The organism is Nocardioides sp. (genome assembly GCA_037045645.1).
In the GTDB taxonomy this organism is placed as follows: Bacteria; Actinomycetota; Actinomycetes; order Propionibacteriales; family Nocardioidaceae; genus Nocardioides.
In genome coordinates, this window is sequence record JBAOIH010000011.1 from 89,317 (window position 1) to 101,499 (window position 12,183).

Sequence of the window (12,183 nt, forward strand, 5' to 3'; positions counted from 1 at the left end):
CTTTGATGAGCACCTCGACCAAACTTCCCCCTCTGGACCCGCGTGATCCGGCGGCGCTCAATGATCTCTTCAGTCCTGACGAGTTGGCGGTGGCGGAGTCGGTGCGGCAGTTGTGTGCTGATCATGTCGATCCTTATGTGGCCGATTGGTTCGAGCGTGGCGAGATCGACGACATTCGTGGGCTGGCGCGGGAGTTCGGCAAGCTCGGGCTGTTGGGCATGCATTTGGAGGGGTACGGCTGTGCGGGGATGACCGCGACCGAGTACGGCATCGCGTGTCTGGAACTCGAAGCGGCTGACTCGGGGATCCGGTCGTTGGTGTCGGTGCAGGGGTCGTTGGCGATGTTCGCGATCTGGCGGTGGGGTTCGGAGGAGCAGAAACAGGAGTGGCTGCCCCGGATGGCTACTGGTGAGGCGATCGGCTGTTTCGGTCTGACCGAGCCTGACCATGGTTCGGACCCGGGGTCGATGCGCACCAGGGCACGCCGCGATGGTGTGGACTGGGTTCTGGATGGCCGCAAGATGTGGATCACCAACGGTTCGGTCGCCGATGTGGCGGTGGTGTGGGCCCAGACCGACGAAGGGATCCGAGGTTTCGTGGTCCCGACCGACACGCCTGGGTTCTCGGCGCCGTTGATCAAGCACAAGCTGTCGTTGCGGGCCTCGGTGACCAGTGAACTGGTGCTGGATGGGGTACGGCTGCCCGACAGTGCGGTGCTGCCCGAGGTGCGCGGGTTGAAGGGTCCACTGTCGTGTTTGAACGAGGCCCGGTACGGGATCGTGTGGGGTGCGATGGGGGCGGCGCGGTCGTCGTTGATGGCGGCGCAGACGTATGCCAAGGAACGCACCCAGTTCGGTCGCCCGCTCGGCGGTTTCCAGTTGACTCAGGCCAAGTTGGCCGACATGCACCTGGAATACATCAAGGGTGTCCTGCTCGCGATCCACCTCGGCCGGCGCAAGGACGCCGGCGTGCTGCGTCCCGAACAGGTGAGCATCGGCAAGCTCAACAATGTGCGTGAGGCGTTGGAGATCTGTCGTACCTCACGCACCATTCTTGGTGCGAACGGGATCTCGTTGGAGTTCCCGGTGATCCGGCACATGAACAACCTGGAGTCCGTACTCACCTACGAAGGCACCGTCGAGATGCACACCCTGGTCCTCGGCCAAGCCGTCACCGGCGAAACCGCCTACCGCTGAGTCAGAGCCCGACGCGCCACGCACGCTTCGACAAAACCGGCGAAGAGTCGGCGACGGTCCTCGGCCGAGCCGCGGTCGTCTTCGGGATGCCACTGAACTCCGACCAACCAGCGATCCGGATCTTCGAACCCTTCCACGATGCCATCGTGGGCACGCGCGGTGATCACCAGCCCGCGACCGATGCGGTCCACCGCCTGGTGATGGCCCGAACGCACCGTGATGCGCTCGTTGCCGAGTAGGCGCGCGATCCGCGAACTCGGTTCGAGAAGGATCTCCTCGTCGAGGAACATCTCCTCACCAGGCCCGCCGCGGTGAAGCCCGAAGTCGTCGATATCGGGGATGATCGTGCCCCCGCGCGCGACATTGAGCAGTTGCGATCCGCGGCAGATGCCCAGCACCGGGAGGTCGTCGGCGACAGCCGCCTCGGCGGCGGCGATGCCGTCGTGATCGGCGCGCAGGTCGACGCCGTACGAGTTCGGCACATCGCCATCCGGGGCGCCGTACAACGACCCGTCGACATCCCCTCCGCCCAGCATCAACAAGCCATCGCACCGGGCGACGAGCGCCGGGTCGGCAAGCGGTTCGGAGGTGTCGAAGAGTTCGTACGACACCCCCTGCTCCACAAGTTCCTGCAACGCAACGGCTGTGAAACGGCGTACGAGCGCCGCAGTCTCGGCGTTCATGTCGGGGAAGTTCAGCGACACGAGCACGGCCACGTGCGCCACCGGATCTGCCGACGGTGACTGCTTTGGAGTGACTGACTCGACGGTGACGAAGGCTGAGTCCGTCACGTCTGCGACCGCCAGCGTTCGGCGCGCTCGGCGAGGTCGGCAAAGAGCGCGAGGTCGGTGGCGTTGGTGCCGAACAGGTCCTCGGGATGCCACTGCACCCCGATCAGGTCGGCACTCTCGTGCTCGATCGCTTCGATCACGCCGTCAGCTGCGGCGGCGCTCACCACCAGGCCTGCGCCGAGGCGCCCGATGGCCTGATGGTGGTAAGAGGACACCTCGATCGCGTCTTGACCCACGACCTCCCGCAGCCGGGTCCCCGCCGTGACGCTGACCTGATGGGGCGCGCTGCGATGCGGCACGGTCGTCTCGACGAGATCCTGGACCAGGTCACCGCCACACACGACGTTGAGCACCTGGAGGCCGCGGCAGATCGCGAGCGCGGGTTGCCCGCTGGCCAGGTACGCCTGGGTCACGGCGATGTCGAAACTGTCCTGCCACGGCACCACCTCGACAGTCGTCGGGTGCGGCTCCTGGCCATACCGCTCCGGCCCGAGGTCGGCGCCACCAGGCATCAGCAGCGCGTCGAAACGTGCCAGCCGACCTGCGAGTTCACTGCCCGGCCCGGCGCCGAGGCCGTGGAAGACGACCGGCTCACCGCCACCGGCATAGACGGCCTCGCACATCGCCTCGGCCGCCAGGGTCGCGGTGAACCGCAGGATCGGCACACTCGCCGCACGTCGACCGATCACACCGATCAGTGGTCTCATCAGTCGGAGGCCTCCACCTGGTCCTCGAACGGGTAGTCCAGTGTCGGCAGCCACTCGCGCCAGGCCGCCTTGTGTCTCCCGTCCGCGATAACGCGTCCGAGCGCATCGTCGAGTTCGGCGAGGGTGTCGCCATGGCCCTTGGGAACCGAGATCCCCCAGCGGTTGCCCGTGCGCACCACGAAGGCGAGTTCGTAGTCGGGGTGGGTCTCCCCCAGCGGCACGAACACCACGTCGTCGTCGACCACGGCGTCCACTTCGCCGGACAGCAGTGCGGCGAGCATGTCGGCGTACACGTCGTCGGATCCACTGCCGAAAGGCACGCAGATCGCACCGTCGAAGGACTCGGCCAGCGTCATGTTGGTGCTGTTCTCGATCGCCGCGACCCGCTTGCCCGCTAGATCGGCCGCAGTCGAGATCGGCTCGCCACGGCGAATCAGCACCCCTTCGTGGAAGACGGCGTACGGCCGGGTGAAGTCGCTGGCCTCACGGCGCAGATCGGTCATCCCCTGTCCGCACAAGACAGCGTCCGCGTCGCCGCGTTGGCTGGCCGGGACCATGTCGGTCCACGGCACCAACACCCACTGGACCTCCCGGCCGAGTTCGGCGGCGACCAACTCTGCTACCGCCGGCTCGAAGCCCTGACGACCACCCGGCGCCGACGCCAGCCCGAACAACGGCGGCGCATCGGCGTCGAGACACGCCAGTCGAAGCGCGCTCACGGGGCGTCATCCCAGTACATCATCCGCTCCCACTCCGACACCTGGCCGCAATAGCGCGCCCATTCGTCCTCGTGGTAGGCCAACAGCAGGTCGGTGAGTGGGTCGCCGAAGGTCTCCCGGATCACCGTGTCGGCGCGGAACGCCTCGATCGCATCACCCATGGTCAACGGCAGCGTGGGGAACGCCTCGTTCTGTGGCTGGTCATAACTGGAGCCGACGGTCGGCTCGCCTGGGTCGATCTGGTTGTTGAGGCCGTCCTCGCACGCTGCGATCAAGATCGCGTGGGAGAGGTACGGGTTCACGGCCGCGTCGGGGAGCTTGAACTCCAACCGGCCGTTGGCCGAGAGCCGCACCGTGCAGGTCTTGTTGTCCATGCCCCAGTTGATCTTCGAGGGGGCGAACTGCCCGGCATCCCAATAGCGCTTGTAGGAGTTGACCGTGCGGCCCATCACCAGCATCGAGCCGGCCGCGTGCAGCAGCACTCCCCCGAGTGCATGCTTGCCCTGGTCGGTGAGGTGCAGTTCGCGTACGCCCTTCTCCTCCAAGACGTTCTGATCACCTCGCCACAGGCTGAAATTGTGGTGGCAGCCATTGCCCATCTGGCCGGTGTACGGCTTGGGCATGAAGCTGGCCTGGATTCCCAACTCGCGCGCGACCTGCTTGCAGATCTGGCGGTAGGTGACGAGCCGGTCGGCGGTGAGGTTCGCGTGGTCGTACATCCAGTTGAGTTCGACTTGGCCCTCGTCCTCGTAGTCGCCCTCGATCATGTCCAAGCCCATGGCCTGGGCGTACTGGATCACCTTTTGATAGATCGGCCGGGCGCGTTCGAGGTGTTCGATGTGGTACGCCGGGCTCGAGTCGGGTCGGAAGGTGGCCTCCAGCCCGGGGCCTTCCCAGGACATCTCGGGTTCGGTGCCCGTACGCATCTCCAAGCCGGTGCGTTCGGTGAAGCCGGCGTGCACTCGCTGCAGCAGCCCGCGAGAGTCCGCGGCGTACGGCTCACCACCGATCTCGAGCACGTGGTCCGGCTCGTACAACCGACAGAACACCCGCGCCGTGGTGGTGTCCCACGGCAGCACGGAGAAGGTGTCCAGGTCAGGGACCGCGGTGTATTCGGCCGCGTTGACGCCGCCGCCCAGCAGCACACCGGCGCGCGTGGACTGAAGGTTGGCTGCGGCCGTGCGGTGCTGCTGGATGCCGTGCCCGGCGACCCGCTCCAGATGTCGCGCAGGCATCACTTTGCCGAGCACCCGGCCGGTGATGGTGACGGCCTGGTAATAGATGGTCTCCACACCGTGCTGCTCGATGGCGGCCCTCGCGGCGGCGAGAGCGTCGCTGCTGCTGTTGCCTTCGCGGTGTTGATCCAGGGGGGTTGTGGCCATGGCGTTCCTGCTCTCGAATCGTGCGGGCGAGTGGTGCTAGGTGGTGCGGTGAATCAGGCCGGGGCCATGGCGACGAACTCATTGCGCAGATCGCGTTGCCGAGCCCCGGACAGATTGAGCGCAACCGATCCGACGAGTCGGCCGGCGCGGGTATAGCGGGTCAGCAGCCCGGAAGTGAGGTCGCCCAGGTCGCCTTCGACGACCTCGACAGTGTCCGCGAGCCCGGGTGAGCCATAGCTTTGGAAACGCAGGTCGAACTGGTCGCTCCAGAAGGCAGGCACCGGAGCGAACGGCGCGAGGGCGTGCGGGGTGCCGGTGAGTTGGGCAACCAGGGTGGCCGCCGCCCGTTTGGCGGTGTCGGTGGGGATGTTCCAGTGCTCGACACGTCGGGGGACCTCGTCGAAGAGCGGGTTGGGAAAGCGAGCGATGTCGCCAACCGCGACGGCCCGCTCGGCTCCGACAATGGCGAGGTCGTTGTCGACCAAGACGCCGTCCGTCAGGTCGAGAGAAGCGTTGCCACCGAGCCACTCGGTGTTGCAGAGGGACCCGACCGACTCCACCACCAGGTCCGCGGGAAGCGTCTGGCCGGTGTCGAGGGTGACTCCAGTGACGCGCTCGTCACCGGTGAAGCCCGCCACGCCTGGACCGATGACGAAACTGATGCCCTGTCGGGTGTGATAGTCCTGCACGGCGGCGGCCAGTTCGACACCCAGCACCCGGTTCATCGGCGCTCCGGTCGGCTCCACGATGGTCACGCGGTGGCCGAGTTTGTGCAGGGTGCAGGCAGTCTCGCAGCCGATGAAGCCGGCGCCGATGACCACCACGTCGCGGGGGTCGCCCAAGGAACGTTTGAGGTTGAGGCAGTCGTCGATGGTGCGTAACCAGTGGCGTCCGGCGGTGGGTCCCTCCGTACGCAGCACGCGAGGTCGCAGGCCGCTTGCCGCGACGAGTCCTGCGTACGTCTCGACGCTGCCGTCAGCCAGGGTGAGCGTGCCAGCGGCCAAGTCGGCCGAGTCGACGCGCGCACCGAGCCGGAAGTCGACGTCTGCGGTCGAACTGCGTCGGCGAAACGCCAGGCGCTCGAACATCGAGTCGGCGCTGTCGCGCTCGGGATCGGCCAGCACCTCCTTCGACAGCGGGGGCCGGTTGTAAGGCAGGTGCGACTCCTCGCCGTAGACCGTGATCGGTCCGCCGTGGCCGGCCGCGCGCAACTGCTCGGCTGCGCGCAGACCGGCAAGCGAGCCACCCACGACGGCGATCCGCTCGGGGGAGTCGTGCTCGCCCACCTCAGTCGCCGATCAGGATCGCCTGGACCGGGCAGACGTCGGCTGCTTCCTCAACGTTGCTCATCTCGCTGTCGTCGGGGTTGGGGTCGTACTCCAACTTGCCTTCGTCGTTGATGCGGAAGACGTTGGGCGCGGCGATCGCGCACTGGCCGTGGTCCTCGCACAGATTCATGTCGACGGTGACGTTCATGGGTGTCCTTTCGTGGGGTGAGAACGGGCGGGAGAGGCGTCAGGTGCCGGGCGTGAAACCGATCGGCTGGCGCACCGGGCCGGTGTTGCCGGAGTCGGGAAGCCAGGTGCCGCCCTCCATGGGGTACGGGTCGCGCAGCCGCCGTGCCAGCAGTGGCAACGCCTCGCTCATGTCGGAGCGAGCGACGAAGTGGCCCAGGCAGTGGTGGGCGCCGCCGCCGAAGCCGTAGTGCGGCTTGCGGGTCGCCTCGATGTCGAACGAAGGTTCACCGAAGACCCGAGGGTCGGTGCCGGCGGACTGGCTGATCATGTGGACGGTCGTCCCGGCCGGGACGGTGAGGTCTTCGTACGTGAAGGTCTCCAGGGCCTCGCGCGTCACCCAGCGAACGGTGGGGTTGACGCGCATGACTTCCTCCACGGCGGCCTTGCCGAGGTCGGGGCGTTCGGCCAGCAGCCGCCACTGGTCGGGGTGCGCCATGAAGGTCTGCATCGCCAGCCCAAGTTGGTTTCGAGTGGTGTCGTACCCGCCGAAGATCAACAGCACGAGACCGTCGCGCAGCTCGGTGTCGCTCAGGCGCCCGTCCTCGTCTCGGCTGGCGTTGACCAGCGTGGTGACGAAGTCGTCCTGGGGGTTGGCTCGACGGTCGGCGATGAGTTCGTCGGCATAGTCGTAGAGCCGTCCCAGCGCGGCCTCGATCCGTGGCAGTTCCTCCCGGATGGTCACGCCGAGGGCCAGGCCGATGGTCGCGGCCTCCTTGGCGATGATCGGCCATTCCTCTTCGGGAATGCCGAGCATGATCGCGATGACGCGCGCGGCGTACGGCTCGGCGAACTCACTGATGAACTCGCAGTGGTCGTCGTGGTGGAAGTTGTCGATGAGTTCGTTGCCCAGTGCCTGGAAGCGGGGCACCAGGCTGCCGATGAGCTTGGGCGAGAAGGCGGGGTTCATCAGGCGGCGCAGTCGGTGGTGCTCCTCGCCCTCCTTGTTGAGGATCCAGCTCTTCCACCAGGTGGCCAGGGGACCTTCCACGATGCCGTTGTGGGCAGGCCAGGCGATGCTGCCTTGCCGCAGCTTGGGGTGCTTCATCAAACGACTGAGTTGTTCGTAGCGCAAGATCGCGAAGCCGTACGGAGTCGTGGCATACCAGTGCTGCTCGCGGGCGGCGAGCACCGCGGCAGAAGTGATCGAGAAGGCCGGGTCGGCGAGGTTCAGATGCGGGACTGCGGTGGTGGTCATGTCGCTCTCCGGTGGCGGGTGAAAGGCTGACCTTCGAATACTCTAGAAACGTAGGATTGTTTGTCAACCAGTGATCCACGCCACAGCCCACCGGTGGGCTCAAGGCGCGCCTCAGCACCCGAGAACGCGCGCGGGATTCGTCAGACGCCTACCCGTCGGTGACCGCGACCGCGACCTGCCAGCCGAAGCCACCGGGCACGTCGGCGACCTCCGCGATCTCGGCCTCGCCAGCCACGGGAAGGCGCTTGAGCCGCTCCGCCACCAACCAGCGGGCCGAGTTGACGGCAATCACGCGACGGTCGCTGTCGACCACACACACGTGCGCGGTCGACTTGCGCAACTGCCCCAGCAGTCGGCGTTCCAAGTCACGAAAATGCAGGTCCGCTCCAGCAATACCCAAGAACCGGTCGCCATCGAAGATCGGCACGGTCACCGTGGTCGCAAAGAGTTCGGAGCCGGAGTAGTCGACGTACGGCCCCACGATGACTCGCCGCCGCTCGTCGCGGGCCGTGGTGAACCACTCCATGCGGGCGTAGTCGTACAGATCCAGGCTTGCCAACTCGGAGTTCAGGCGCAGGCGAGTCGCCCTAGCGCCACGCATCTGCCACCACATCATGAAGTGGGATTCGGTGTTGCGCACCAGCCCGATGTCGGCAACGTAGCCGTGGCCTTCCAGCAGGGGGTCGGCCGGCAACAGCGCGGTCACATGTTCGGCGACCGGAGCCAGGTCCTCCTCGCGGATCACACCTCCGGCCTCGCGCCAACAGTCGAGAACCAGGCCCGAGAGCACATCGAGATGCTCGAAGACCGGCGTGAGTACGGCACCCACCGCCGAGGCGAGTTCGGCCGCCGAGGGCTGGCCCCAGGACGTGACGTCAGGCATCGGTCAGCTCTCGCGCGTGGCAATCAGGTGTAGATCGACCAGCCTGGCCATGGCCGAGCGTGAATGCTGCTCAGCCAAGTCGCGAGCAAGGTCTTCTTCGCCTGCGGCGACCGCTTCGGCGATGGCGCGGTGCGCCCCAGCGACGAGTTTCACGTCAGGACCCTCGCACAAATCCAGCCAGAGCATGCTGCTGAGTTCGGCCTGGATGCGTACGGCAGCTCGCGTAAGCCGCTCGGAGTGGGCGGCTACGGCCAGTTCGATGTGGAATCTGCTGTCTGCGCGGACTCGGTCGGCGACGTTGTCGGCGTTGATCAGCGAGTCGACGAGATCGCGCAGGCGGGCCAGGTTGGCCGACGACGCGCGCCGCGCCGCCAATCGTGCGGACTGACCATCCACGGCTTCGGCCTCGTCCATGAGGTCGCGCAGTTGCGAGATCGACAGTTCCTGGAGGTGCGCCAGCGACTCGTCAGTCATCAGTTGGGCCTGGCGGCGTACGAACGAGCCACCCGTACGCCCGCGCCTTGTCTCGACCAGACCCATGTCGCGCAAGGCCGAGAGCGCCTCGCGGATCGTCATCGGAGCAACGCCGAACTGCCGAGCCAGATCCACCTCGGTCGGGAGTTGTTCTCCGGGGCTCACGATGCCGAGGAACATGGCCTCTTTGAGCCGCGCCACGACTTCGGCCGCACGCGTACCACCAGCCGAAGCCGGGGTGAGCACGGACAACTTCGGCACGTGGGCGAGGTCCTCTCAAGAATGCATCGAGCAGTACGCACGAGGCTACCCGACAGTAGCCGGCGCAATTGCTTGCGGCTAATCCCCCAAGATTGTAGTTTTCGTTTTCGGCCGATGCCGAGGCCCATCTCGGACCCCAACATCTCGACCTGTTTTCACGCCAGCGCCGGCGCCCCCGGGGCGCCACTCCAGATGGGATCAGACCAATGACAACCGTTCCGCACGACGAGCACGACGAGGATGCCGCGCACCTGGCGTCTCTCGGCTACTCCACGGAGTTCAAGCGGGACATGAGCCCGTGGGCGAACTTCTCGCTCGGTTTTACCTACCTCTCCCCTGTCGCCGGCGTCTACACGGTCTTCGCGTTCGCGCTCGCGATGGCGGGCCCGCCGATGATCTGGACCCTTGTCATCGCCGGCGTCGGTCAGTTCTTCGTCGCCCTCGTCTTCGCCGAGGTGGTCGCGCAATACCCCGTGGCTGGCGGCGTCTACCCCTGGGCACGGCGTCTGTGGGGCAAGAAATGGGCCTGGATGACCGGCTGGGTCTATATGTGTGCGCTCTTCGCAACCATCGCATCGGTGTCGTACGGCTCGGCGCCCTATGTCGCCGCGGCATTCGAAGTCACCCCGACGGTCAACGCCACCATCATGTGTGCGATCGCGATTCTCACCCTGGCCACCATCATCAACTTCCTCGGCACGAAGGCGCTCTCCGTCGCCGCGATGCTGGGCTTCATCGCCGAACTCAGTGGCGCCCTGGTCGTCGGCCTCTGGCTGCTCATCGCCCACCGAGAGCACGGCGTAGGCATCATCTTCGACTCGATGGGCGCAGCCGACGGCCAGAGCTACTTCTGGGCGTTCGCGGCCGCCGCCCTCCTCGGCATCTACCAGTACTACGGCTTCGAGGCCTGCGGCGACGTCGCGGAAGAGGTCCCCAATCCGGGCAAACTCATCCCCAAGGCCATGCGTCGCACCATCTATATCGGCGGCGCGGCCGCCATCTGGGTGACGTTGGCGCTCGTGCTCGCCGTGACCGACATTCCAGCCGTCATCTCCGGCGAGAACACCACCCCCGTCGAGACCGTGCTTGAGGAAGCCTTCGGCCACACCGGCGCCCGCATCGTCCTCTTCGTGGTGCTGCTGTCCTTCCTCTCCTGTGTGATCAGCCTTCAGGCCGCCGCCTCACGACTCGCGTTCTCCTACGGTCGCGACGACATGATCATGGGCTCCTCGCTGCTCAAGCAGTTCTGGCAGGCCCGCCACATTCCGCCGTACGCCCTGGCTCTCGCGGCCCTCGTGCCTACCCTGATCATCCTGGGCTCGAAGGTCTCCACCAACGCGACGGCCAAGATCGTGGGCTTCGCCGCCCTGGGCATCTACATCGGGTTCCAGATGGTCGTCCTGGCCGCGCTGCGCGCTCGTCTGAGGGGCTGGCAGCCCAGCGGCAAGTTCACGCTCGGGGGCTGGGGCCTGCCCGTGAACGTGCTCGCCCTTACCTGGGGGATCATGGGCATCATCTGCCTGATCCGCCCGCTGGGCGGGGACGGCGTCGCGTGGTACGACAACTGGTCCGTGCTGATCTCGGGACTCATCGTCTTGGCGGTGGGCCTGATCTACCAGGCGGTGCACCCCACTGCTGGGCGCAGTACCGCGCCGTTCGACACCGCCATTCCCAAGGAGTAGCCCGACCGGGACCGGTCCTTCGGTGGGACGGTAGGCGGGCTAGCCTGCCTACCGTCCCATCTTCCGCGCGTCCGCACGGTGCGGGCGCCTCTCCACACACAGATTCGGGTGCACGAGGTTCATGACCCAACCATCACTGTCCACCGGCAACGCACACTATGCGCCGGACCCCGGGACAGCGTGGGCCGAGGTGGACGCAGCGCGCGCGTTGCTCCCCCAGGGCCAACCGCTGGTCACGCTGGCCAACTGGCAGTCACCGGTCTACTTGCGGTGGGCGTTCCAGCACATGCGCGAGGTGATGCCCAGCCAGGTCATCCACGGCACCGACACCCCCCGTCCCATGCCCGAGCGGCCACTGGATCTGGGAAGCGTGCAGGTCGGCGGGCTGGCCATGCCCGGGACCGTCGACGACGTGATCGCGCGTACGGACACCGACGGATTCCTCGTGCTGCACCAAGGCGAGTTGGTCTTCGAGCGCTACTTCGGCGACATGGTCCGCCGCAGCCGCCACCTGGTGATGTCGGTGTCGAAGTCGATCTTGTCGTGCGTGGCCGGAAGCCTGGCCGGCGACGGGATCTTGGACCCCACCGCGCCGGTGGAGACGTACGTGCCGGAGATGGCGGGCTCGGGCTATGCCGGGGCATCGGTGCAGACGTTGCTCGACATGCGCACCGGGATCCGCTTCCACGAGACCTATCTCGACCCGCACTCGGAAGTCCGCGTGATGGAGCGGTCGATGGGCTGGGCCCCACGCAATCACGGCGACCCGCTCGGCATGTATCCCTACATCCTCACCATCGAGGGCGAGGGCGACCACGACGGGATCTTCACCTACCGCTCCATCGACACCGATGCACTCGGCTGGATCTGCGAGCGGGCAGCCGGGGAGCGGATGTCGAAGCTCACCTCACAGCGATTGTGGCAGCCGATGGGCGCCTTCCACGACGCCGAGGTGACGGCGGACCCCCTGGGCAGCGCCATCCACGACGGCGGCATCTCGGCGACCCTGCGCGACCTTGGCCGACTCGGCCTGATGCTGCTCGACTACGGCCGCGTCGGGCAGCACCAGATCGTCCCGGCGCAGTGGATCGAGACCGCGGCCCACCCGCCGGCTGACGTACGCCAAGCCTTCGCCGACTCAGAGAACGAGGCCTACCTGCCCGGAGGCTGGTATCGCAACCAGTTCTGGTTCGTGCCCGGTGACAACGGGCCGATCCTGCTGTGCCTGGGCATCCACGGCCAGATGGTGTTCGTCGAATGGTCGACGGGCACGGTGGGCGTGAAGCTCTCCTCGTGGCCGGCCCCGCAGGATCTCGATCGCCTCACCTCCACGATCGCGGCCTTCCGCGCGATCGCCCGCGAGCTGTCGAGCTGAC

12 protein-coding genes are annotated in these 12,183 nt (G+C 66.7%); 3 read left to right on the plus strand and 9 right to left on the minus strand.

The annotated features are described in order from the left end of the window. Positions 1 to 5 precede the first annotated feature (5 nt). Complete coding sequence (locus tag V9G04_18410; GenBank protein ID MEI2715204.1) at positions 6 to 1,196, plus strand: acyl-CoA dehydrogenase family protein; 1,191 nt, start codon at positions 6 to 8, stop codon at positions 1,194 to 1,196. Here the strand turns inward: V9G04_18410 and V9G04_18415 are convergent. From V9G04_18415 to V9G04_18455, 9 genes are all read right to left on the minus strand, one after another. Further along, the gene (locus V9G04_18415) at positions 1,187 to 1,987 is read right to left on the minus strand and encodes a gamma-glutamyl-gamma-aminobutyrate hydrolase family protein (GenBank protein ID MEI2715205.1); all 801 of its coding nucleotides are present in this window, start codon (positions 1,985 to 1,987) and stop codon (positions 1,187 to 1,189) included. The genes V9G04_18410 and V9G04_18415 overlap by 10 nt on opposite strands. After that, a complete protein-coding gene (locus V9G04_18420; protein MEI2715206.1) occupies positions 1,984 to 2,694 on the minus strand; it encodes a gamma-glutamyl-gamma-aminobutyrate hydrolase family protein in 711 nt (236 codons plus the stop codon). The genes V9G04_18415 and V9G04_18420 overlap by 4 nt, the downstream gene beginning before the upstream one ends. Then, the gene (locus tag V9G04_18425) at positions 2,694 to 3,413 is read right to left on the minus strand and encodes a transporter substrate-binding domain-containing protein (protein MEI2715207.1); all 720 of its coding nucleotides are present in this window, start codon (positions 3,411 to 3,413) and stop codon (positions 2,694 to 2,696) included. The genes V9G04_18420 and V9G04_18425 overlap by 1 nt, the downstream gene beginning before the upstream one ends. Beyond that, positions 3,410 to 4,795 carry a glutamine synthetase family protein gene (locus tag V9G04_18430; protein ID MEI2715208.1) on the minus strand — a complete coding sequence of 462 codons (1,386 nt, stop codon included), beginning with the start codon at positions 4,793 to 4,795 and terminating at the stop codon, positions 3,410 to 3,412. Before V9G04_18430 ends, V9G04_18425 begins: the two co-directional genes overlap by 4 nt. 53 nt (positions 4,796 to 4,848) lie before the next feature. Further along, a complete protein-coding gene (locus V9G04_18435) occupies positions 4,849 to 6,081 on the minus strand; it encodes an FAD-dependent oxidoreductase (GenBank protein MEI2715209.1) in 1,233 nt (410 codons plus the stop codon). 1 nt (position 6,082) lies between these two features. Next, a complete protein-coding gene (locus tag V9G04_18440; GenBank protein MEI2715210.1) occupies positions 6,083 to 6,271 on the minus strand; it encodes a ferredoxin in 189 nt (62 codons plus the stop codon). A gap of 39 nt (positions 6,272 to 6,310) precedes the next feature. After that, positions 6,311 to 7,507 carry a cytochrome P450 gene (locus V9G04_18445; protein MEI2715211.1) on the minus strand — a complete coding sequence of 399 codons (1,197 nt, stop codon included), beginning with the start codon at positions 7,505 to 7,507 and terminating at the stop codon, positions 6,311 to 6,313. A gap of 148 nt (positions 7,508 to 7,655) precedes the next feature. Further along, positions 7,656 to 8,390: a cache domain-containing protein gene (locus tag V9G04_18450; GenBank protein ID MEI2715212.1), complete on the minus strand. Its 735-nt coding sequence runs from the start codon at positions 8,388 to 8,390 to the stop codon at positions 7,656 to 7,658. A gap of 3 nt (positions 8,391 to 8,393) precedes the next feature. Then, a complete protein-coding gene (locus tag V9G04_18455; protein ID MEI2715213.1) occupies positions 8,394 to 9,125 on the minus strand; it encodes an FCD domain-containing protein in 732 nt (243 codons plus the stop codon). A gap of 206 nt (positions 9,126 to 9,331) precedes the next feature. On the opposite strand from V9G04_18455, the gene V9G04_18460 reads away from it, so the two are divergent. Continuing rightward, the gene (locus tag V9G04_18460) at positions 9,332 to 10,807 is read left to right on the plus strand and encodes an amino acid permease (GenBank protein MEI2715214.1); all 1,476 of its coding nucleotides are present in this window, start codon (positions 9,332 to 9,334) and stop codon (positions 10,805 to 10,807) included. Positions 10,808 to 10,928: 121 nt separating this feature from the next. Continuing rightward, positions 10,929 to 12,182, plus strand: coding sequence for a serine hydrolase (locus V9G04_18465; GenBank protein ID MEI2715215.1), 1,254 nt, complete (start codon positions 10,929 to 10,931; stop codon positions 12,180 to 12,182). Position 12,183: the final 1 nt, after the last annotated feature.